Consider the following 23463-nt stretch of genomic DNA (forward strand, 5'->3'; position numbering starts at 1 on the left):
CTCGTCTCGCACGAGTGCGCGAGGCCCTGTCGCGCGCTTCAGTTGAACAGCCGCATCAATGCCATGCGGGCGTTGGAGACGCGTTCGCTTTCGCCAACTTGTCCGGATAGCAGATGAAACTCTACGGCGGGCAAAGCCGGCAGGTTCACGCTGGGCGGGCAGGGCACCAAGCCGCCGCCCGTCGACGATTCGTTCAGGCAGGAAATGCCGAGCCCTGCCTTCAGCGCCAACTGCAAGCCGGCCACACCGGACGCCGAGTGCGACACCAGATAGGGCACCTTGTGTTCGTCGAGCAGCTTGACGACGAAGCGCTGCAATTGGCAACTCGACGGCAGCAGCACCAGCGAATACGGCGTGGCCGGTCGCGGACCGGCATCGGCCGCGTAGACCCACAGCAGCTTTTCACGCCGCACCACGGTGCTCGACGCGGCGCTGCGGCGACCGGCGGCGCGCGCCGTATCGGTGACGAGCCGCAACGACACGCCGATGTCGAACGACGGGGCGTTGCCGGCACTGCTGTCGATCACGGCGCTCGGCAGTACGTCGACATGCAGTTTCAGACGCGGATGCTGTTCTGAAAAGCTCTTGAGAATGCGCGCGATATCGTGCGGGCGGTAGTAGTCGGTGATCGCAATGCGCAGTTCGCCGTCGAGCGAACGGCCCTGCAGGTCTTCGAACGCCGCTTCGTTCATCGCGATGATGCGGCGCGCATGATCGAGCAGGCGGCTACCGGCGGGTGTCGCGGCCACGCCCTGCTTGCTGCGCACGAAAAGCGGCAGGCCGGCGCGCTCCTCGAGTTTCTTCAACTGCTCGCTGACCGAAGACTGCGAGAGGAACACGCGCTCGGCGCCTGCCGACACGCTGCCCGATTCCGCGACGGCGACGAAGGTTCGCAACTGCGTCAGGTCGAATCCACGCTGGCTCATGATTCGGTATATCCGATGGATGTGATCTAAATTTCCGGCTTTTCCGATGGAATGCCCAGCCGTAGGATACCTCCAGATTCTTACTTTGCGGAGGGTGTGATGAAAAACAGCACGGTGGCAATGTCGCCAGCTTCGAGCGGACGTACGGCAAGTCATCGATGGAAGGTTCTGGGCGTCGGCTTCGCTGCGAACGCGAGTTTTTCGGCTGCCTTTTCGGGCATTCCGACCACGGCGGTCTTCTTGCGCTCGGACTATCACCTCGGCAACGGCGGGCTCGGACTGGTGCTCGGCATGCTTGGACTCGGGATCGCCGTCAGCGAGTTGCCGTGGGGCCTCCTGACCGACCGCTGGGGCGACCGGCGTGTGCTGCTGCTCGGCCTGCTGACGACCGCCGCGGCGCTGGCCGGCATGGCGCTGTTCGTGGCGCCGTCGGGCACTCATGTGCCGAGTGTGACGATGCTCGCGCTGGGCCTGCTGCTGGTCGGTTTGCTGGGCGGCAGCGTCAACGGCTCGAGCGGGCGTGCGGTGATGGCCTGGTTCCGCGAAGGCGAGCGCGGGCTTGCCATGAGCATCCGTCAGACCGCGGTGCCCACCGGCGGCGGCCTCGGCGCGCTGGTGCTGCCGGTGCTGGCTTCGCACTTTGGCTTCGCTAGCGCCTATGCCGTGCTGGCGCTGGCCTGCGCGATCACGGCCGGCTTCACGTGGCACTGGCTGCACGAGCCGTCGCATGTCGACGCGGACGGCGCGCGCGCGGCTCATGGCGCGGCGGGTGCAGCGAGCGCGGCGCCCGCCAAGGTCTCGCCGTTGCGCAACATGGGCATCTGGCGCGTGGCGCTCGGCGCGGCGGCGCTGTGCGTGCCGCAACTCGCCGTCGTCACGTTCGGGACGGTGTTCCTCCACGACTTCAGCCGGGCGGGCGTGCTGGCGATCAGCGTGACGATGGCCGCGGTGCAAACCGGTGCGGCTGTCGCGCGGGTCTGGAGCGGCGGCTGGACCGACCGGCACGGCAATCGTCGGGCATACATGCGCGCCTGCAGTTTGCTCACGGCGGTGCTATTCGCGTCGCTGGCTCTGCTGACGGGACTCGCCGGGCTGCATCACGCGGCACTCTCCACGGTGTTCGCGCTGATGATCGTGCTGGGCGGCGTGAGCGCCTCGGCGTGGCACGGCGTCGCTTTCACGGAGTTGGCCACGCAGGCGGGCACGAGTCGCGCGGGCACGGCATTGGCGATCGGCAATACCTGCGTCTTTCTTACGCTGTTCCTGACGCCGCTCGCGATTCCACTATTACTCTCGATGGGTTCGTGGCCGATGGTCTGGGCCGTGGCCAGTGTCTGCGCGTTGATCGCGTGGCCGGTCTTTCCGCGCGCGTCGCGCGGCGGCAAGATTAGCGCGGCGCACGCTTGCGACCCGACCTGAGACGAGTGCGACAACCAGTTGCAATGCGACGGCCCTGCCACCGTCGGTTTGATCGCGGGTCGCGAAGCGCATCAAATTGAACGAAGCGATTCAGCGAAACACTCGCCATAAAAATGCCGCAAATATCCATTCTGGATATTTGCGGCATTTTGCCTTTCGGATACCACGCATTGAACTATTAGCTTTTTACAGGATTCGGAACGCTCCGATTTTCGCGGCGTGATAGCGGTGATTTTATGGCCGCCTTGGCTTGCTTATAGGCGTCGCCGGGTTGCCGTTAAAGCATGCGCAGAGTCCGTCGGTTTATTCCTGCGTATTAGCCAATTATCCCTACAACAAACGCGAGAAATCCTGGTGAACCTTCGAATCATTCTGGCGGACGATCATCCCTTCGTATTGCTTGGCATCCGGGCTGCGCTGGAAATGCGAGCCGGCGTCACGATCGCCGGTGAGGCAGCGACGCCGACTTCGCTAGTCGACCTGTTGCAGAGCACGCCGTGCGACGTGCTGGTCACCGATCTCTCGATGCAGGAACCTCGCGGCGATACCGAAGACGGGCTTGGCCTGATTCGGCGCATTCGCCGTGACTGGCCACTAGTGCGCATTGTCGTGATGACGACGCTGATGAACACCGCGATCCTGCGCGCTATCGTCGCGGACGGTGCGGTCAGCGCGCTCGGCAAAACGGAGTCGATGGACGAACTCTGGCGGGCGATCGAAGCGAGCGCGGACGGCGACGTGTACGTCGGGCGCTCTATCGTCGACGCGCTCGCGCATCCCCAGGACAGCGACACTCCGCGGCCGCCCGCGTCGCGACTGTCGTGGCGGCAGGCGGAAGTCGTCAGGCGCTTTGCCGGCGGACAGTCGATCGCCGAGATCGCCGCCGCGCTCGGTTGCCATCGTCGCACCGTGAGCCGGCAAAAGCGCGAAGCGATGGCCAAACTCGGCGTGACTAACGATCCGGGCCTCTTCTCTTACCTGCGAGCACACGGGATTATTAATTTTGAATCGCATATCTAAGCAATTGGACTAAAAAGCGGGCTGTGATTGGGGGTATTTCGGAGCGATCTTATGGTTATCTTCGGGAGAACGTTTAATGATCGAAGCTGGGTCGGTTGTACCGATCACAACGGCGAGCAGTCAAGATAGAAAGGGGATGTAATCGATGAACGACGTCGCTGAAACAGGCACACCCGTTAGAGCCATCATTGCGGACGACCATCCGCTGGTTTTACTGGCAATCGAAAATCTGATCGGTGGCTATCCGAATATGCAAGTAGTCGGTCGCGCGGCCGACGCCACTGAGCTCTTCATGGAAGTCGAGCGCAATCTATGCGACCTCGTGCTGATGGACCTCTACATGCCGGGCGGTTTCGACGGCAACGGGCTCGAAGTCGTCAGGCAGTTCAAGCTGCGCTTTCCCGGCGTACGCCTCGTCGTACTCACCATGGAAACGGAGGCGAGCGCGCTGCAGAAAGTGATCTCGCTCGGTGTCGACGGGCTGGTCAGCAAACGCGACCGGATCGATCTGATTCACGTGGCGGTCGTCACGGCGCTCGCGCGGGAGTGCTACGTCGGGCCGGCGGTGCGCGCGCTGATCGCCGACGCCACGGTGACACAGCGGCTCGATTTCGTGCGCACCATGTTGTCGCGCCGTGAACTCGAGGTGTTCACCCAATATGCTTCCGGGTTTGGCGTCACGGAGATCGCCGCGCGCCTCGGTCGCAGCGTCAAGACGATCAGCGCGCAGAAATGCACGGCCATGCGCAAGCTGGCTTTGCAGAGCGACGCGGAATTGTTCCGCTTCGCCGTCGAGCATGGCGTCGTGGCGGAGGAGCGTGCGCCGAGCCGGTAACGGGCAAGCGAGGTGTCGCGCCGCCACCGGTGCGGCGATCAGAAGAGACATTGGCACGACCTGGGGAAGCGCAACTCGTGCAGGGCGGGCCAGTCGATAACACAACAAGAAATGACAAGAAAAATCCGCGTCATCGTGGCCGACGATCACGACTGTGTTCGCGTCGGCGTCCGGCGGCTGCTGTCGGCCGCATCACATATCGAAATCGTCGGCGAAGCGGCCGACACCTATGGTCTGGCCGAACTCCTCGACACCTGCGCATGCGACGTCGTCGTGTCGGACATCAGCATGCCGGGCATCGACGGCGGAAGCAACGCGGTTTCGTTTCTGCGTCGCTTGTTGCGAGGCCGGCCACATCCTTGCATCGTCGTACTGACGATGATATGCCACGCGCACATGCTGTCCGGTCTGCTGCATATCGGCGTCAGCGGCATCGTCGACAAGCGCGATGTCGCCGCTGCGCTGATCGATGCAATCGAAGCCGGCATGACCGGCGGCGTCTATCTGTCGGAGCAGGCGCGCGTCGCGATGGAAGCGTCGGATACACCCGTGCAGCTTCGCGCGGGCATTTTGAGCGCGCGCGAGTGGGAGGTCTTTCAACTGTACGTGCAGGGCCTCGCCGTCCACGAAATCGCCGTCCGTTTGCAGCGCAGCGGCAAGACCATCAGCACGCAGAAGCGCAGCGCGATGCGCAAGCTAGGTCTTGAGACGGAGTCCGACCTGATCGACTACGCAAGGCAGATTGGGTTGACGTGAGATGGGGCTGAGAGGACATCGCCGCCCTGAGGTGAACAGGCTGTCGATATTTAGGACTCTTCTGATTGGTTTGGTGGTGTTGCCGCTCCATAGTCCAGAGTTCTCTGCGGCGTTGTGTTTCGTGCATTTGTCGAGCGCATTTATTTCACCATGCCGAATGGTGGTGCCGTAGGGAATTCAGGCCGACGTCATACTGTGATCGCGTACTGCCGTCTGCCTTGCCCAGATAAATTCGGAGACGGCATGGTCGCACTAGGTAAGCGGTTGTTCGCAGAGGGCGTCGGAACGGCATGGCTGGTGTTCGTCGGCTGCGGCAGCGTCGTATTGAGCACCGGCGCTGTTCAGCAAGGCTATGGCGTGCTCGAAGTGTCGTCGGCATTTGGGCTTGCGCTCGCTACCGCCAGCTACCTGTTTGGCGGCGTGTCCGGCGCGCATTTCAATCCGGCAGTCACGGTAGGTTTTACGGCCGCGCAGCGTTTCCCGGTCAGGGACGTCGTGCCTTATATCGTTGCCCAGCTCCTTGGGGCGACGGTGGCGGCGGCGCTGCTGGTTTATGTCGCAAGTGGGCGCCCCGGTTTCGCACTGGGCGCGAGCGAATTCGCCGCCAACGGCTTTGGCGAACATTCCCCCGCCGACTACTCGTTGCACTCGGCGCTGGTCGTCGAGTTCGTGCTGTCGTTCGCTTTTGTCATGTCAAGCCTGATGGTGGCGGGGCGCCACCACATGGCATCGATTGCGCCGCTGGTTGTCGGCGCATGCCTGATGGTCGTGTATCTGGTGTCGATTCCCGTTACGAACGGTTCGGTCAATCCGGCCCGTTCCACCGCGCAGGCGTTGTTCGTCGGCGATTGGGCACTCGATCAGCTCTGGTTGTTCTGGGCCGCGCCCATGTCCGGCGGCGTTGCGGCCGGCATCCTGTCTTCATTTCTGCACCGCAAGTCGGACCAGCCGGCTGACGCGCCAAGCGGTCGCCAGAGCGAATCCGCGTGAGCGGGAATCACGAGCCGCAGGTGGCGTTGCCCGTCCGTGTTCGGCAAGGTGTGGCGTCGAGGCGTGGATTCCAGTGCCTGTGGTTAGCGTTGCTACTCTCTCTCTTATGCGGCGCCGCGCACGCTTGGGTCGTTGCCCAACCGTCCGGCGAAGTCTCGCGCAGTCAAGCCGCCAGCGCCGCTCCCTCTGGCTTGACCGTCGGTGTACTGGCCGGCAACTGGCCGCCATTCGAGGCGCTGGAAGGCGGCCGACTCACCGGCATGAGCGTCGACTATCTGCGCGCGCTGGTCGGACCGGACGTCGTGATCGAAGCCAAAGCGTATCCCGACATGCCGCAACTCCTCGCCGCCGCATGTGCGGGCCAGGTCGACCTGTTGATGAGTCTTGCGCGCACGCCTGAACGCGAGCGTTGCCTGAGATTTACCGTGCCGTATTTCCGCTCTTCGATATCGGCTGTGGTCCGGCGGGAAGGGGCGAGTTACGCGACGGCATCGCAGCTTGGCGCGGCGCGCATTGCCATCGAGAAAGGTTTTGCGCTGGAGCGTTCAGTGCGCGAGCGCTTTCCGCATGCCTCGATCAACGCGTTTGCAACCAGCCACGCCGCGCTCGACGCGGTCATTCGGGGCGATGCCGACGCTTACCTCGGTTTTACGCCGGCTGTGCGATACGCACTGTCAACCGACCCGTTCCGTAGCTTAAGCGTCGCGTTCGAAGAAAGTAGCAGAACCGGAGATCTGCGCTTTGGCGTACCGCGCAGCCTGACTGCGCTGCGCGATCGGCTCGACCGGGCGCTGGCATCGCTCGACCCGGCTGACGACGCGGCGATGCGGGTGCGCTGGCTGTCCGGCAACGTCGACGCCGGGCCGGTGGCCGAAGCGCCCCGGCTGATGCTCACCTCGCAGGAGCAAGCGTGGCTTCGTTCATTGCCGCCCCTGACGGTGGGTTTTGATAACGCCTGGCCTCCGTTTAGCTATGTCGACACCGCCGGACATCCTGCCGGCATCGCCGCAGACCATCTGGCGTATTTGAGCCGCTCGCTGGGTGTGGTGTTCCGCCACGCTTCCACCTCCAATTGGCCCACCACCATCGCCGCTTTTCAACGCGGCGAACTGGCCATACTGGCCACCGCTTCCAGCCACGATCCGCGCCTGAAGAACGCGCAGCACACCCGCGCGTTCGAGAGCTATCCGCTGGTCATTGTGGGGCGCGAAGGCGAGCCGGCCGCGCGCGCGCTCAGCGACTTCGCGTCGCGTCGCATTGTCGTTTCCTCGCATGTCGCCGGCTCGATTCCGCATACGCTCGAGCAGGTTCCCCCTGGCAACATCTCGATCGCGCCCAGTCTCGACGACGCGCTGGCCATGGTCGCGGCAGGAGAGGCGGACGTGCTGGTAGGCAATGTTGCCGCAGTCGACGTCATGCTGAAGCGCCGCTATGTCGGCGTGCTCAAGATTCTTGGCGCGGTCGGCGAATCCGACGCGCTCAGCTTCGCTGTGCGCGCGGACCTGAGCCCGCTTGCTGGGCTGATCGATCGCGCGTTGCTGGCCATGCCGCCGGCGGAAAAGCAGCGCATCAGGCAGAAATGGGTCACCGGCAGTGCCACTGACGCGGGCATATGGAGCGTGACAGCGCTGCGTCTGCTGCCGTTGCTGATCGGTATCGGCATTGTTCTGCTGGTGACGCTGCGTGCCTATCTGTTATTGCAGCGCGAGGTCGGGCTGCGCAAAAAAACCGAGCGCGACCTCGCGCTGCAACTGAGCTTCCAGGAAACCATGATGAAGATGGTGCCCTATCCGCTGGTCGCAAAAGACCTCGATGGCCGCTATATCGCCGTCAATCAGGCCTATGAGGAAGCCTGCGGCATGCGCCGTGAAACGGTGGTCGGCCGCACTGCGACAGACGTGCAAAGTTGGGGCGAAGCCAACAGCCACATCCTCGACGAGATGACTCGCGAGATGCTCAAGGGCGGCGAAACGGCGAAGGCGGAGTTGCAGTTCGTGCGCAGCAGCGGCGATGTGCGGCATGGCCTGTTCTGGACCAGCACCTGTCGCGGCAGCGACGGCAAACCGGTGTGCGTACTCGGCACCATGGTCGATATCACCGATATCCGGCGTGCCGAGATGCTCGCTCGCGAAACCGAGCGGCGTCTTTTCGACGTCACGCGCTCGTTGCCGGCCGTGGTGTTTCAACTGCGCCGTGCGGCGGACGGCCAGTATTCGTTTCCGTATATCGGCGGCGACACGCGTTTGCTGCTGGGCGGTAGCGCTGCGCTCAAACGTGATCAGGTCGATTTCGAGCGCGTTTGCGAGGAGGACCGGCCGCTCGTGATCGCCAAGCTCGAGCATTCGGCGCGCTGCGAGACGCCGGTGCATATGGAGTTTCGCTTCGAAAGCGAAGGCGGTCTCAAGTGGGTGCGTGCCGAGTTGGTCCCGCGTCGGGAAGGCGCGGGCAGCGTCGTATGGAGCGGCTATTGGGTGGATGCCAGCGCGGAGCACGCGCGCTCCGACGAACTGGCGCGGGCACGCGACGTCGCCGAAGCGGCCTCGCGTGCCAAAGACGACTTTTTCGCCATGATGAGTCACGAAATCCGCACGCCGATGAACGGTGTACTCGGTCTCGTCGAAGTGCTGGAGCGCACGCCGCTCAACGCGGATCAAGGCGAAATGCTGAGCATGATTCACGAGTCGGCGGGTGCGCTGCTGCAGATTCTCGACGATCTCCTCGATTACTCGAAAATCGAAGCGGGCCGGCTGACTATCGAAGCCGAGCCTATCGACATACGTGAGTTGGTCGACAATGCTGTCGGTCTGCTCGCGGGCCGCGCGCACGAAAAGGGCCTGAAAGTGCGCGTGGATATCGCCGCGGAAGTCGCGGCGACCTTGCGGGGCGACAGCGTGCGCTTCCGGCAGATTCTGTTCAACCTGCTCGGCAACGCCATCAAGTTCACGCCGTCCGGCGAGGTCGATGTGGCGGTCTCGGTTGTCGCCCAAACCGGCGGCACCCAATCGCTCGCGGTGACGGTCGAGGACACCGGCATCGGCATTGCCCCCGAGGTGCAGGCACGGCTCTTCGAGCCTTTCGTGCAAGCCGAATCGTCGACCACGCGCCGCTTCGGCGGCACCGGCCTCGGTTTGACGATCTGCCGCAAGCTGATCGACCTGATGGACGGCACGCTCACGCTGCACAGCGAGCCCGGTCGCGGTACGCGGATGACCGTGCGGCTCGCCATGCCCGTCGAGACGCAGCGTTATTCGGTCAGCGCGTTGCGTGGTAAGCGCGGCGTCGTCGCCACTGGCGACGTGCGCGTCGGTCAGGCCTTGATGCACTTCGGCGAGGCGTTGGGTCTCGAACTGCGTCGGTTTTCGCCGGGCGCCCCGGAGCTTTGCGACCGCGCGGCACTAGCCGACGTGGATCTGCTGTTCGCGAGCGAGGACGTGACGTTTCCCGAAGACGTCACGCGGCGTTCCCGCGTTATCAGTCTGACCGAGAAGCCGAAGCCGACCGGCTATCGCATCGTCGACAACAACGTGCGCGTCAGTATCAATCCGATTTCGTGGCGCGGACTCGGCGCCGCGTGTGCGGCAGCGGTGACCGGTTTGCCGTCGGTGGCGCCGCGTCTGGCCGGCATGCCGCGTACGCCCGAGGGCGGCTCGACGATTCCCGATCGCGAACGCGCCATCGCCAGCGGCCGGTTGATCCTGGTCGCTGAGGACCATCCGGTCAACCAGGAGTTGATCCGCCATCAACTGGCGCTGCTCGGTTTCGCCTGCGACGTTGCGAACGACGGCGCGGAGGCGCTCGCCGCGCTTGAGCACACCGCTTATGGCTGCCTGATCACCGATTGCCACATGCCGAATCTCTCCGGTTACGAACTCACGCGGCGCGTTCGCGAGCGGGAGGTGGGCGGCGGACATCGATTGCCGATTCTGGGTATCACGGCGAACACCGCGCCTGAAGACCTGAATCTGTGTCGCGAAGCCGGAATGGATGACAGCCTGGTGAAGCCGACCCGGCTCGCCACGCTGCGCGATTACCTGAGCCGCTGGTTCGGTACCGACAGCGCGCGGCAGGCCGCGCCTGCGGAGGCAGTAGGCACGCCGGTCGCCGCTGGCGCCGGAACTGTCGCACCGCGCGCCGCCGAGCCCTTCATTCCAGTCGATCTGAGCTATATGACGCAACTCTGGGGGAGTGAGTCGACCGTGAAGGCGCTCCTCGACTCTTTCGTTTCGTCGGTGCGCGAAGATATGGCGTCATTGTCGCCGCTGCTCGAGCGTGCCGACACCGAGCGCGTGCGCGAATGGCTGCACCGGGTGGCGGGGGCGGCGAGCGTGCTGCAATACCCGCCTTTGCTCAATGCGCTCGAAACCTATCGTCGGGTCGTCGGCGTTGAGTCACCCGAACAGGTGCGTCTCGATGGACTCGCGCTGATCGGCACATGCAATGCCATGCTCGACGGTATCGAACAGCAGGCGGCATTGCTCGCGTGAGGCTTGCCACGGCGGTCGCGGCGATCGCTTTGTTGACCAATGCAATTGGCCGGACGAATCCAGCAGAATCGGGGGGGAAAGTAAAAAACGGACGAAAAAAAACGCGGCCGAAGCCGCGTTAAAGATTTGGAGACATCCCTCGATGAAGGAGTCACTTCTCGCAGACGGAAGCATAGCTGGGATGGCGCGATTCATTCACTACAAAAAGCGCAATTAACTGTTTGAAGAAATCGAAGAAAGCGTTGATAGCTGCCCGTTGTCGAACATTTCGACAAATGAATCAGCGTAGCGGACCCATGAGTGATGGCCATTGGTCGCGCAACCGGGCAGGTTATCGGCGGCGAATTATTCGGGCACCGACCCGACGTCTTTTTCACAAAAAGATCGTCGCGCAGCGATAACTATGCACAACTACGAAGTGCGCACCGCGCGCCAGATCGAAGCAGGCAGCGCAAGCCCCATGGCAGCATGGACCGCGCGTAACCGTAAGCGGTCGACTGCAAGCACGCGCGCTCTAACGCCAACGCCTGCGCGAAAATTGCACTAGTATGTGGTGGCTCCGCACGTAGCCGAACCGTCGGTGCGGCGGTGCATCAAGTCCGGAGAAGACCATGATTACGCTGCGAAAATTGAATCTGGCTGTGATGTTGTGGGCCTTGGCGTCGGGCGCTGCCTTCGCCGATACGGTGGCGCTGAAGGCGGATCTCGAACCTTCGAGCGAAGTGCCGCCGCGAGTGAGTCATGGCCACGGCATGCTGAACGCTACGTTCGACACGTCGACCAAATCCCTGCAGTGGACGGTCACCTACGAAGGCCTGAGCGGCCCGGCGACTGCCGCGCATTTCCACGGTCCGGCGCCGGTCGGGCAGAACGCCAAGGTGCAGGTGCCGATCGACAAAGATGCGCTCCCGAGCCCGATCAAGGGATCGGCGGCGCTGACCGAGCAACAGGTGACGGACCTGATGGCGGGTCAGTGGTACTTCAATGTCCATACCGCGCAGAACCCGACGGGCGAGATTCGCGGGCAGGTTTTACCGGCGAACTGAATGAGTCGGAAAAGCTTGGCCGGTGGGTGGATTGCGCATTTTTGGGATTAGAAGCCGCCGTCCACCGGCGCCGTATCGAACGCACGTACCATGGCGGGACACCAAAGAAGGAGTGTGTCCCCAATGAGCTGGCAAAGTGCACTCGCCACCTGGTACCTGCGCAGGCAGTTTCGTCCGGAAACCCTCAAGCCGGGCATCAATGTCGAAAGAGCGCGTGCGCTGACCGCCAAGCGGGCCTGGTCGCCGCGCGTACCACGCGGCTGGCGTCTGCGTGAGCTGTACGGCGCCGGCGACACACCCCTGCGTGGCGAATGGATCGAGCCCGCCGGCGAGTCACCCGCAGCGCACATCAGCCCGACCGTGCTCTTTTGCCACGGCGGCGGCTACTACTTCTGTTCTCCAAAAACGCATCGGTCGATCGTGTTCGGCCTCGCGGTGCGCGCCGAGGCGGCGGTATTTTCGCTCGACTATCGCCTCGCTCCCGAACATCGCTTTCCCGCCGCGCTCGACGACGCCACCGCGGCCTATCGTCAATTGCTCGCGGATGGTATCGCGCCCGAGTCGATCGTGATTGCCGGCGATTCGGCCGGCGGCGGTCTCGCGCTGGCCACGCTGGTGGCGTTGCGCGACGCCGGCGATCCGATGCCGGCGGGCGGCCTGCTGTTCTCGCCGTGGACCGATCTGGCCGCGACCGGCGCCAGCATTCGCAGCAACGACGGCCTCGACCCGATGTTCAGCGGTCGCGCGATCGCGCCGGCCGCGCAACTCTATCTCGGTGAGACGCCTGCCACGCACCCGCATGCCTCGCCGGTCTATGCCGACCTGCGCGGCTTGCCGCCGCTTTTCATGATGGCGGGCAGCACCGAGGTGTTGCTCGACGATTCGCGGCGCGTGGCCGATAACGCGCGCGCGGCAGGTGTCGACTGTGAGTTCGAGGTGTGGGAGAAGATGCCGCACGTCTGGCCGATCTTCGCGCCGTTCATTCCCGAAGCCAATCGCGCGCTCGACCGCTCGGCCGCTTTCGTACGGCGGGTGACGAGTCGCGCGGCAGGTGCGAATCAGCCGTCGAGCGCGATCTCGATGGTTTGATACGCGGCTTCGATCGTTTCCTGGCCGTATTGCCGCTCCAGCCTCCGCACGGTGAAGTGTCCGTGCGCGACCTGCTGGAAATGGTCGATGAACACCGTGTTGACCATTGCGCCGAGCACAGCACCGATCGCAGGGATCGATTTCGCGGCAATCTGTTCGCTCACCTGCACCGAAAAGCGCGCGGCGATCGTATTGAGCAGGCGTAGCAAGGCCGCCGAGCCGTGCGCGGTGAATCCCTTGGTGGCGATTTCCGACGACGCTTTCGACACCGCCTGCGCCAGCGCGCCGCGCATGATGAAGTAGCCGAAGTCCGCGTCGTCGTCAGCCGTGGACGTGCCGCCCATGCCGAGCACCGTCAGGCACTGCAACTGCGTGTCGATCGAACTCAGATCCTCCCCCTCGCTGCGCGCGATGTCGCAGATCGAGCGAAACATCAGTGTGGTCGTGACCGGCAACTCGACCGGCAGCGCGAACAGCCCGAACGCGCCGCCGGCCGCGCCGGTCGTCGCCACGGCGAATTTGTGCAGCAGGTTGCTCGGCCGGTCGGGCACGATGAGCGGCGCCGCGTCCCGGCGCCCGAGCGTGCGCAGCGCAATCGACAGGCATTTGCGCAAGGCCAGCTCCGTCGCGTCGGTGACCTTTTCGTTGGCGAACGCCGGCATGCGCGACATCAGCTTTTCGAGCGGCGAGCCGACGATACTGGCCAGTTTCATCGCCAGTGCGGGGCTTTCCAGTTCGTGTTTCGCGCGCCGCAGCGCGCTCAGGTCTTCTTTCGATAGGGCTTGTGCTGCGAGCGAACTCGGCTCCATGTGCCTCCCTGGCGTTATGTTGGATGCATTCTTCAGTCGATTGTCGCTACGGTAAACCGTGGCGACACGTCCCATTTAGAGCGCGACCTCGTGGTATGATTCCCAATCATTTGACGAGTCAACTGTTGCTCTATCAAAAATGGCTGTCCATACTGCGGCCCACCACTCGAGTGGGCAAGTTTTACCGTTCCGTGAATCGCTTCTGGCGATGCTCGGCATCTCCTTCGTCACGATGCTCGTGGCGCTCGATCAGACTGTGGTCGGCACCGCGCTGCCCACCATCGTCGCGGAACTCAAGGGGTTCGAGCTCTACGCGTGGGTCGCCACGTCGTACCTGCTGACCTCGGTGATCACCGTGCCGATCTTCGGCCGGCTCGGCGATTATTACGGGCGCAAGCCGTTCGTGATCGCATCGATCGTCGTGTTCACGGGCGCGTCCGTGCTGTGCGGCGCCGCGAACAGCATGATGTTCCTCGTGCTGGCGCGCGGGCTACAGGGCATTGGCGGCGGCATGCTGGTCGGCACTGCTTTCGCGTGCATTCCCGATCTGTTTCCCGATTCCGTGGTGCGTTTGCGCTGGCAGGTGCTGATGAGTTCGGCATTCGGTATCGCTAACGCCGTGGGGCCGTCGCTCGGCGGCTTCCTGACTCAGTATTACGGCTGGCGTTCGGTGTTCTACGTGAATCTGCCGGTCGGCCTGTTGTCGCTGTTTTTCGTCTGGCGCTTTCTGCCCCATCTCCGGCACGTCGAGCATAAAGGTAAGATGCGGCTCGATTGGCCCGGCGCCGTGCTGATCGCGGTGGCGCTCGGTTCGCTGCAATTGTTCGTCGAATTACTGCCAAAGCATGGCGTCACGTTGAGCGCGCTGGCGCTGCTCGCATTGAGCGTCGCCTCGGCTTACGCGCTGTGGCAATGGGAAAAGCGCTGTCCAACCGCGATCCTGCCCGTCGAGATGTTCCGCAATCGCAGTCTGGCCGCGCTCTTCACGCTCGCCGTGCTGGGCGGGTTTTCGATGTTCTCGCTGCTGTTCTACGCGCCGTTGCTGTTCCAGGGCGGCTTCGGCATGTCGCCGAAAGAAGCGGGACTCGTCATCACGCCGCTGGTGGTGTTCATCACGATCGGGAGTATCGCAAACGGGCGTATCGTGTCGCGCGTTCGCAATCCGAATCTGATGCTGTATATCGGCTTTACGCTACTCGCGCTGGCCTGTCTTGGCGTGGTCGTCGCGACGCGCACGATGCCGCAATGGCTGCTGATGACGTTCATGGTGACCGGCGGTCTGGGTCTCGGTTTCGTGATGCCCAACCTGACGATCTTCGCGCAGCAAACGGCCGGCCGTGAACACCTCGGTATCGCCACCGCGCTGCTGCAGTCGCTGCGAATGATCGGCGGCATGCTCGGCACGGCGCTTACCGGCACGCTGGTCAGCCACATGTACGCGAGCGGCGTGCGCAATGCGCTGGAAAGCGATCACGCGTCGCAATGGTTCAACGATCTCGGCGATCCGCAGATCCTGATCAATCGCGACGCGCAAGCCACGTTGCTCGGCCAGTTGGCGCATGCGGGCCACAACGGTGCCATGTTGCTGGAAAGCGCGCGCGAGGCGCTCGTCGCGGCAATTCATCTCGGGCTCGCGATGGCGGCGATCATCGCCGTGGTGTCGGTGTGGCAGAGCCGCCGCGTGCCGCCGGTCAAGCTTCAGCGCAAGCTGGAGCCGGTGATTCACGCGGATTGATTTTTTTAGACTTACCGGTTTATCGAAGCTATGGAAGAACAGGATCACGTCGCCGTCATGCAGCAATTCGGCCGCACCTATCGGGCGTTCATGTCGGCGTTCGAGGCGCAGGTCGGTCATCCGCTGCCGCGCTGGCGTATTCTGCTCGTGCTGCACGAGCAGGCGGGCGAGTCGTCGCAGAAGCGATTGGTGGAACGCTTGCGGGTGGATCCGGGCGCGTTGACGCGGCAGTTGAAGACGCTCGAAGCGTTGGGCTGGATCGCGCGCAGCATGGACACGCGCGACAACCGCGTGACCAACGTGCGCCTGACCGAAGCGGGGCGGGCGGCAACGGAGGCCAGTTTGCCGCGTCGCAAGGCCTTCGTGCACGACACGATGGCGGCGCTGCCGGACGACGTGCTGGCCGCGCTCTCCGGTGCGTTGAAGATGCTCGAGGCGAGGATCGGAGAAGTGGTGGCAACGGGCAACGGTAACGCTGTCGACACGCGTGCCACGCAAACTGCGGACGCGGCGAGCAGCGCAACGTCGCATTAGAAAACACCACCGGCGCGCTCCACATCCCTCGCAAAGCGCGCCGTTCAGAACGCAATCAGAAGAACGTCTCGATCACCTCAGTCACGCGATAAGCCGGGTCGACCACCAGCACCTGACGCCACTTGTCGAACGTCAGGCACGGGTGCGAAATGTCGAATGCGATCATGTCGCCCACTTTCAGATCGGCGCCGGCGGGAATCCGCAGATACGCGTGCTGATCCATCAAGCCAAAAATCTCCCAGCCTTCGCTTGCCGCGACATCGCGCGGGGCTTCGTTGCCCGGACGGTAGTGGCGCGCCGGCTCCGGCATACCCGCGTCGAACGCGGAGTCGCGCTTGCCGAGACCGATGATCGCGCGATCCGGCTCGGGAATCGACTGCACATACGCCCACAATTGCAGCGCGGGCAGCAGGCCTTCGCCCATTTTCTTCGCAACGGGATTGCGCGCGAAGATGTCGGTCTGCGCCTTGCGATAAACGCCGACGTCATGCGTCAGGTAACAGCCGGGACGCAACACGACCTCGACCTTGCCGTCTTCCGAGGCCTTCACGAATTCTTCGGCGACCACGTCGTACCACGCCGACCCCGCGCCCGACAACACCGCCGGCGTGCGCGCGAAGCGGCCTTCATCCACCAGCGCGCGCGTGACCGCGACCGCGCTTTGCAGGAACTCGCGTACCTCGTGTTCCTCTTTCAGCACGCCCTCGTATAGCTCGACGCCGGCGAGCTTCAGAACCTCCGGATAGCGCGCGATCGCGTCGAGCACCGCATTGCGCTGCGCTTCGTCGCGCACGCCGGTACGGCCGCCCGGCACGCCGAGTTCGAGCAGCACCTGCAACTGCTTATGCACCGACGTGAAGAACTCGCCCAACTGCTCGACCCCTTCGACCGAATCGACGAGGCAGAAGAATTCGAAATCCGGATCGCTCAACAACTCGGCGACCATCATCATGTTGCGGCGGCCCACCAGCTGATTGGCCATCAGAATTCGCGACACGCCGCCGTGATAAGCCGCGCGCACCTGGTGCGCGGTGGCGAGCGTGATGCCCCACGCGCCGGTGTCGAGCTGACGTCGAAACAGTTGCGGCGCCATGGTGGTTTTGCCGTGCGGCGCGAGCTTGACGCCGTATTCCGCGACGAACGCCTGCATCCATTTCAGGTTGTGTTCCACGCGATCCGCATACAGCACGGCGGCCGGCAGGCTCACGTCTTCATTCAACAGATTCCACTCGAGGCGGCCCGTGTCCGTGAGTTGGATGCTGGCGCCCGGAACCATGCCCAAGCCCTTGCTATAAGGATCAATCGTCGCGCCCTGATAGTTTGTAACTTTCATGTCTCCCTGCTCCATCGTCCAGTTAAATTGAATCAAAGTTGACTTTAGCATGTTACCGAAAGTACGATGATCGAAGAAATGTTATTTAGTACCACGGTTCGCTCCGCAATCCGACGAAGGTTTTTTGTCAGCCTTCGGGCGTCATCCCACAGTCTGCAATGAACTCAACCGCCGAGCCGTTGACCTTCGATATCGTCGCGCGCATCGCCGAATGCGCGCCGGAACTGCGTTCGGCCGAGCGCAAGGTCGCCGCGCTGATTCTCGACGATCTGACCGGCGCGTCGCGCGCCAGCATTGGTGCGCTCGCGCAGCAGGCCGAGGTGAGCGTCGCGACCGTCACGCGCTTTGCCAAGGCGGTGGGCTGTCGCGACGTGCGGGAACTGAAGCTGCGGCTCGCGCAGGCGGCCGCTGTCGGACAGCGCTTCCTGCAGCCCGGCGGCGCGGGTGACGCGCCCGAGCCGATCGCCACCCGCATCTTCGACGAATTGCAGAACGCGCTGGCGCATAACCATCAATTGTTGCGGCAGGCGCCGTTCAGCGAGGCGGCGGCCGCGTTGCGCGCGGCGCGGATGATCTACGTGTTCGGCATGGGCGGCGGCTCGACCGCGCTCGCCGACGAAATGCGCTTTCGTCTCGTGCGACTCGGCCGGCCCGTGGCAACCTATCAGGACGGCTTGTTGCAGCGTATGGTCGCGAGCACGGTGTCGCGCGAGTGCGTGGTGATTGCGCTGTCCACCACCGGGCGCGTGCCGGAAATGGTCGAGAACTGCAAGATCGCGCGCAGCTATGGCGCGAGCGTGATCGCGTTGACTGCGCCCGCCTCGCCGCTCGCCAGACTTGCCGACTGGGTGATTCCGATCGTCGCTTTTGAAACCGATTTCATTTACAAGCCGTCGTCGTCGCGCTACGCGATGATGATGGCGCTCGATGTGCTCGTTACCGAACTCGCCGTCAGTCAGGGCGACGAGAGCCGCGAATTGCTGCGCCGCATGAAGCACGCGCTCGACGCGCATCGCGGCGGTGGCGATCGACAACCGTTAGGAGACTGATCCATGCATTCGCATCCCGAAGCCGCGGACACGCTGATCGTCGGCGCGCAACTGTATGACGGCACCGGCGCGCCGCCGGTGGAGCGCGATGTCGCGGTTCGCGACGGGCGCATCGTCGCGATCGGCAATCTGTCGAACTGGCTGGCCGAAGACGTGGTCGAGGCGAACGGGCGCGCGCTGGCGCCGGGTTTCATCGACGTGCATACGCACGACGACACGCACGTCATCCGCTCGCCGCAAATGCTGCCGAAGATCACGCAGGGCGTGACGACGGTGATCGTCGGTAATTGCGGGATCAGCGCGTCGCCGGTGGCGCTGAGGGGCGACCCGCCGGATCCGATGAATCTGCTCGGGGAGCGCGACGCGTTCCAGTATCCGACCTTTGCCGCGTATGTCGCCGCGGTGAATGCGGCGCGTCCGGCGGTGAATGTCGGCGCGTTGATCGGGCACACGGCGTTGCGCAGCAATCAGATGGACCGGCTCGATCGCGCGGCGACGGCCGGGGAAATCGACGGCATGCGCGCGCAACTCGAGGAAGCGTTGGCGCATGGCGCGTTGGGTCTGAGTTCAGGGCTCGCGTATGGCTCGGCATTCGCCGCGCCGACCGAAGAGGTGATGGCGTTGGCCGAACCGCTTGCCGCCGCCGGCGCGCTCTACACCACGCACATGCGTACCGAGTTCGACGCGATTCTCGACGCGATGGACGAAGCGTACCGGGTGGGTCGTCACGCGCATGTACCGGTGGTGATTTCGCATTTGAAATGCGCGGGGCCGTCGAACTGGGGGCGCAGCGAGGAAGTGCTGAAGTCGCTCGACGGGGCGCGGCGTTTGCAGCCGATCGGTTGCGATTGTTATCCGTACAACCGCAGTTCGTCGACGCTGGATGTGAAGCAGGTAACGGGCGACATCGATATCACGATTACGTGGTCGGAGCCGCATCCGGAAATGGCGGGCAAGCTCGTCAAGGAGATCGCGGCGGAGTGGGGCGTCACGCAGCAGGAGGCGGGCAAGCGCTTGCAGCCGGCGGGCGCGGTGTATCACAACATGTCCGAGGACGACGTGCGGCGCATTCTCTCGCATCCCGCGACGATGGTCGGCTCGGACGGCTTGCCGAACGATCCGCTGCCGCATCCGCGCTTGTGGGGAGCGTTTCCGCGTGTGCTCGGCCATTACGCGCGCGACGCCGGCTTGCTGCCGCTCGAAGAGGCGGTGCGCAAGATGACTGGGTTGTCGGCGCGGCGGTTTGGGTTGGCGCAGCGGGGCGAGGTGCATATCGGCTACCACGCGGATCTGGTGTTGTTCGATCCCGCGAAGGTGCGCGACGCGGCAACGTTTGAAAAGCCGCAGCAGGCGGCGGATGGGATCGACGCGGTTTGGGTCAATGGTGTGCTGACGTATCGCGATGGCGAAGTGACGGGCGAGCGCGCGGGTCATTTCGTGGCGCGCGGCGCGGCGTCGAAGGGCGATGCGCAGGGTGCGTTTTGAGCGGTTTGGTTTTTCTGATTTTCTGATTGATGTGGCGGGTGGTGATGTTTGCGCTGCGTGCCGGACTTTTTAGGGAGTGTGATGATGAAGCGTTATGGCGTTGAGGGTGGGAAGGGGACGGGTGGTCAACATATGCCGTTTGCTCGCGCGGTTGAAGCGGATGGCTGGTTGTTCGTTTCCGGACAGACGCCGATGGAAAATGGCGAAGTGATCAATGGCGGGATCGTCGAACAATCGCACAAGGCGATTCAGAACGTGTTCGCGATTTTGAAGGAAGCCGGCTATGGGGCGGAAGATGTGGTTCGCTGCGGCGTGTGGCTGGATGATCCGCGGGATTTTGCTTCGTTTAATAAGGTTTTTCGCGAGTATTTCGGCGAGAATCCGCCTGCACGGGCTTGTGTGGTGTCTTCGATGGTGATTGATTGTCGGGTTGAGGTTGATTGTGTGGCTTATAAGAAGCCTGCTGCTTGATTGGGTTTTGGTTTTTTTGGGCCTTTCCTTGATTTGCTAGAAAGCAAGGAAAGGCCAACAACCCACCACCCCAAAAAAACCAGCAATTTTACTGCCGCGCCAACCGCATATTATCCGGCATAGGCAAATTATAGTTAGTCCGAAACGGATTAATATCCAGCCCACCGCGCCGCGTATAGCGCGCATAAACCGCCAGCTTGACCGGCTTGCAAGCCTTCAAAACATCAATAAAAATCCGCTCGACACACTGCTCATGAAAGCCAGTGTGATTCCGATAAGAAATGATATACCGCAACAACCCCGCATGATCGATTTGCGGCCCGACATAATGAATCTGCACCGTGCCCCAGTCAGGCTGACCCGTTACCGGACAATTCGACTTCAGCAGATTGGAAAACACCGTCTCCTCTACCGGGGCTTCGTCGAGCGCGGCACTCAGCAATGAGGCATCCGGCTGATAAACGTCGGTATCCAGCTCCAGCCGATCCAGCGACAAGCCCTCAAACTCTTCCATCTGCAATTTGCCGAACTCATACGGCGCCGTCAGATGTACGGAAACCGTCGCCCCGCAAGAAGCAGACACGTCCCGCTTGATCGTGTCGCGTACAGCCTCCATCGATTCGAATGCCGTCTGCGCAAACGAGCCGAGATAAAGCTTGAACGACTTCGACTCGACGATATTCGGCGAATCCGCCGGCACGAAGAACGTTGCTACCGCGATCTGCGGCTTGCCGCGCGCATTCAGCCACGACAGCTCGTACGCGTTCCAGATGTCCGTGCCGAAAAACGGCAACTGCGCGCCAATGCCGATCGCCTCGCGCGCGCTCTTGCGTGCAATCGGAAACAGCAACGAGGCGTCGTACTGTTCGGTGTAAGTGGAAGCCTTGCCCAGCGGTGATTGTTCGGGTGTCATGATGCGTTCACGATGCCACTCAGCACGTGCCCCGTCGCCGTCACGACGCGGGCCGATTCGCAATGGCCAATTTGGTCGTCGAAGAAAAAGTCCGGCTCGAATTCGCGCAAGAATGCGCTCTTGTCGAGGCCGCCGAGAAACATCGCTTCGTCGATTTCGATGTTCCACGCCATTAAAGTGCGGATCGCGCGCTCATGCGCAGGCGCCGAGCGCGCTGTCACCAATGCCGTACGAATATGCATCGGCGCAGCGTCATCCGCGAGTTTTTGCAGCCGGTGCAGTGCTTCGAGCAACGGCTTCAACGGACCGTCCGCGAGCGGCAGATCCTTGTTGTGAATCTCATGACCGAGGAATGCCTTCAGGCCGTCTTTCTGGAACACGCGCTCGGCTTCGTCGGAAAACAGCACCGCGTCGCCGTCGAAGGCAATGCGGATTTCATCCGGATACGTACTCGCCATTTTCGCCGATTCGGGCAATACGCGCGCGGCGGGAAATCCGGCGGCCAGCGCGTCGCGCACGTCGTCCTGATTCGCGGACAGAAACAGCGACGCGTTCAATGGCTTCAGATAGCCGAACGGCGCCCGCCCGCGAGTAAACACGCCGCGCTCGATCGCGAGGCCATGTTCGCGGCACGAGTGAAACGCCCGCAACCCGCTGATCGGATCGCTGCGCGACAAAATCACCACCTCCACGCGATGCCCGCCCGCGTTCAACGCCAGCAGCTTGCGGATCAGCGGAAACGCCACGCCGGGTTTGGCGGGTACGGTCAGCCGGTCGCGCTGCAGCGCTTCATATTGCAGGAGGTTGCCGTCCTCGTAGACGCGGTTCTCTTCCTCGAAGTCGAACAGCGCGCGCGACGAGATTGCCACCACCAGTTTGTCGACAAGCGTAAGAGCCATCTGCGTGTTTCGGTCCTAAAAGGTCAGGCAAGGAACAGCCGGTACACCGGATTCTGCGTCTCTTCCCAGTTCGGATAGCCGAGCGTGGCAAGAAACTGATCGAACGTAGGGTTCTCGCTTTCGGGCACCTGAATGCCGACGAGGATCGAACTGTAGTCCGCGCCCTGGTTACGATAGTGGAACAGGCTGATATTCCAGTTCGGCGCCATCGACGACAAAAACTTCATCAACGCGCCGGGCCGTTCGGGAAACTCGAAACGGAACAGACGTTCGTGGTGTGCGAGCGGCGAGCGGCCGCCGACCATGTAGCGGATGTGCTGCTTCGAGAGTTCGTCGAAGGTCAGATCCACGGTCGCGAAACCGTGTGCTTCGAACGCGCCCGCGATCTGCGCCGATTCGCTGCGATTGCGGATCTGCACGCCCACGAAGATATGCGCGGAATTCGCATCCGCAATCCGGTAGTTGAATTCGGTGACGCTGCGCGTGCCGAGCAGTTCGCAGAAACGCCGGAAGCTGCCGCGCTCTTCGGGGATCGTCACGGCGAAAACCGCTTCGCGCGCTTCACCCACTTCGGCGCGCTCGGCGACGAAACGCATGCGATCGAAATTCATGTTCGCGCCCGACGTGATCGCGATCAGCGTCTGATTCTCGATGCCTTCGCGCTCGGCGTATTGTTTCGCTCCGGCGACAGCGAGCGAGCCCGCGGGTTCGAGCACGCTGCGCGTGTCCTGGAAGACGTCCTTGATCGCGGCGCAGAGTGCGTCGGTGTTCACGAGCAGCACGTCGTCGAGATAGTCGCTGCACAGGCGGAAGGTTTCTTCGCCCACCAGCTTCACTGCGGTGCCGTCCGAGAACAGACCCACTTCGCTCAGCGTAACGCGTTCGCCTGCTTTCAGCGAGACGGCCATGGCGCACGAATCGTCGGTCTGCACGCCGATCACCTTGATCTCGGGGCGCACCGATTTGACGTACGCTGCAACGCCCGCCGCGAGTCCACCACCGCCGATCGGCACGAAGATCGCGTGGATCGGCCCCTGGTGCTGGCTCAGAATTTCCATCGCAACGGTGCCCTGGCCCGCGATCACATACGGATCGTCGAACGGATGCACGAAGGTCAGTCCGCGTTCTTCCTGCAACTTCACCGCGTGACCATAGGCATCGCTGTACGACTCGCCGAACTGCACGATCTCGACAGTCGGGCCGCCATGCGAGCGCACTGCATCGACCTTCAGTTGCGGCGTGGTCACCGGTACCACGATGATCGCCTTCACCCCCATGCGCGCCGCCGACAACGCCACCCCCTGCGCATGATTGCCCGCCGATGCGGTAATCACCCCACGCTCCAGCGCTTGCGCCGGAATGTGCGCCATCTTGTTGTACGCGCCGCGTACCTTGAACGAGAACACCGGCTGATTGTCCTCGCGCTTCAGATAGACCGGATTGCGCAGCCGCGCCGACAGGTTCGGCGCGTGTTCGAGTTCGGTCTCGCGAGCCACGTCGTACACGCGGGCGGTCAGGGTTTTCTTCAGATAGTCGTGGGAAGCCATGCGGGTGGCGCGGTGCGCTTTGCGGGACGGGAAAGGGTCCATGATAGCGCCAACGGTGCAGGCTCTGGCCTTCCGCAAATGCGCCGCAAGCCTGCCTCAAAGGCCAATCCGACCGTCCGGTCG

At 63.1% G+C, this 23463-nt stretch carries 19 protein-coding genes; 13 read left to right on the forward strand and 6 right to left on the reverse strand.

The features are described from left to right. Positions 1-38: 38 nt before the first annotated feature. Positions 39-926, reverse strand: coding sequence for a LysR family transcriptional regulator (locus BX591_RS16330; protein WP_111932437.1), 888 nt, complete (start codon positions 924-926; stop codon positions 39-41). A gap of 99 nt (positions 927-1025) precedes the next feature. Here BX591_RS16330 and BX591_RS16335 point away from each other — a divergent pair, with 99 nt between their 5' ends. The 8 genes from BX591_RS16335 (at position 1026) to BX591_RS16370 (ending at position 12565) form a co-directional block, all read left to right on the forward strand. Then, entirely contained in the window at positions 1026-2345 is a 1320-nt protein-coding gene (locus BX591_RS16335; RefSeq protein ID WP_111932438.1) for an MFS transporter, read from the forward strand. A gap of 354 nt (positions 2346-2699) precedes the next feature. Next, entirely contained in the window at positions 2700-3365 is a 666-nt protein-coding gene (locus BX591_RS16340; protein WP_111932439.1) for a response regulator, read from the forward strand. Between the two features lie 145 nt (positions 3366-3510). Then, the gene (locus BX591_RS16345) at positions 3511-4200 is read left to right on the forward strand and encodes a response regulator (protein ID WP_111932440.1); all 690 of its coding nucleotides are present in this window, start codon (positions 3511-3513) and stop codon (positions 4198-4200) included. A 111-nt stretch (positions 4201-4311) separates the two neighbouring features. Then, entirely contained in the window at positions 4312-4956 is a 645-nt protein-coding gene (locus BX591_RS16350; protein ID WP_111932441.1) for a response regulator, read from the forward strand. Positions 4957-5199: 243 nt separating this feature from the next. Further along, the gene (gene aqpZ / locus BX591_RS16355) at positions 5200-5946 is read left to right on the forward strand and encodes an aquaporin Z (protein WP_111932442.1); all 747 of its coding nucleotides are present in this window, start codon (positions 5200-5202) and stop codon (positions 5944-5946) included. Between the two features lie 191 nt (positions 5947-6137). Beyond that, a complete protein-coding gene (locus tag BX591_RS16360; RefSeq protein ID WP_420849387.1) occupies positions 6138-10430 on the forward strand; it encodes an ATP-binding protein in 4293 nt (1430 codons plus the stop codon). A 611-nt stretch (positions 10431-11041) separates the two neighbouring features. Then, positions 11042-11476 (forward strand): CHRD domain-containing protein, encoded by a 435-nt coding sequence (locus tag BX591_RS16365; protein ID WP_111932443.1) that lies wholly within the window; start codon positions 11042-11044, stop codon positions 11474-11476. Between the two features lie 123 nt (positions 11477-11599). Then, entirely contained in the window at positions 11600-12565 is a 966-nt protein-coding gene (locus tag BX591_RS16370; protein ID WP_111932444.1) for an alpha/beta hydrolase, read from the forward strand. Here the strand turns inward: BX591_RS16370 and BX591_RS16375 are convergent. Next, a complete protein-coding gene (locus tag BX591_RS16375) occupies positions 12535-13374 on the reverse strand; it encodes an EcsC family protein (RefSeq protein WP_111932445.1) in 840 nt (279 codons plus the stop codon). The genes BX591_RS16370 and BX591_RS16375 overlap by 31 nt on opposite strands. Before the next feature lie 139 nt (positions 13375-13513). On the opposite strand from BX591_RS16375, the gene BX591_RS16380 reads away from it, so the two are divergent. Together BX591_RS16380 and BX591_RS16385 are read left to right on the forward strand one after the other, a co-directional pair. Beyond that, on the forward strand, positions 13514-15109 hold the full coding sequence (locus tag BX591_RS16380; RefSeq protein ID WP_111932446.1) for an MDR family MFS transporter: 1596 nt from the start codon (positions 13514-13516) through the stop codon (positions 15107-15109). 30 nt (positions 15110-15139) lie between these two features. Then, positions 15140-15643 carry a MarR family winged helix-turn-helix transcriptional regulator gene (locus tag BX591_RS16385; protein ID WP_111932447.1) on the forward strand — a complete coding sequence of 168 codons (504 nt, stop codon included), beginning with the start codon at positions 15140-15142 and terminating at the stop codon, positions 15641-15643. A gap of 55 nt (positions 15644-15698) precedes the next feature. On the opposite strand, the gene BX591_RS16390 is transcribed toward BX591_RS16385, so the two are convergent. Next, positions 15699-16976, reverse strand: coding sequence for an amino acid deaminase (locus BX591_RS16390; RefSeq protein WP_111932448.1), 1278 nt, complete (start codon positions 16974-16976; stop codon positions 15699-15701). 158 nt (positions 16977-17134) lie between these two features. Between BX591_RS16390 and BX591_RS16395 the strand changes: the two genes are divergently transcribed. From BX591_RS16395 to BX591_RS16405, 3 genes are all read left to right on the forward strand, one after another. Further along, complete coding sequence (locus tag BX591_RS16395; protein ID WP_111932449.1) at positions 17135-18025, forward strand: MurR/RpiR family transcriptional regulator; 891 nt, start codon at positions 17135-17137, stop codon at positions 18023-18025. 3 nt (positions 18026-18028) lie between these two features. Continuing rightward, positions 18029-19510: an N-acyl-D-amino-acid deacylase family protein gene (locus BX591_RS16400; protein WP_111932450.1), complete on the forward strand. Its 1482-nt coding sequence runs from the start codon at positions 18029-18031 to the stop codon at positions 19508-19510. 84 nt (positions 19511-19594) lie between these two features. After that, positions 19595-19981 (forward strand): RidA family protein, encoded by a 387-nt coding sequence (locus BX591_RS16405; protein WP_105510936.1) that lies wholly within the window; start codon positions 19595-19597, stop codon positions 19979-19981. A gap of 88 nt (positions 19982-20069) precedes the next feature. On the opposite strand, the gene queF is transcribed toward BX591_RS16405, so the two are convergent. From queF to ilvA, 3 genes are read right to left on the reverse strand one after another with little or no spacing between them, the layout of a single operon-like run. Further along, positions 20070-20894, reverse strand: a complete 825-nt coding sequence (gene queF / locus BX591_RS16410; RefSeq protein ID WP_111932451.1) for an NADPH-dependent 7-cyano-7-deazaguanine reductase QueF — start codon at positions 20892-20894, stop codon at positions 20070-20072. Next, a complete protein-coding gene (locus BX591_RS16415) occupies positions 20891-21793 on the reverse strand; it encodes a 5'-nucleotidase (RefSeq protein WP_111932452.1) in 903 nt (300 codons plus the stop codon). Before BX591_RS16415 ends, queF begins: the two co-directional genes overlap by 4 nt. A gap of 23 nt (positions 21794-21816) precedes the next feature. Continuing rightward, positions 21817-23382, reverse strand: a complete 1566-nt coding sequence (gene ilvA / locus BX591_RS16420; RefSeq protein ID WP_111932453.1) for a threonine ammonia-lyase, biosynthetic — start codon at positions 23380-23382, stop codon at positions 21817-21819. Positions 23383-23463 lie beyond the last annotated feature (81 nt).

It is taken from the genome of Paraburkholderia bryophila (genome assembly GCF_003269035.1).
GTDB classification, from domain to species: domain Bacteria; phylum Pseudomonadota; class Gammaproteobacteria; order Burkholderiales; family Burkholderiaceae; genus Paraburkholderia; species Paraburkholderia bryophila.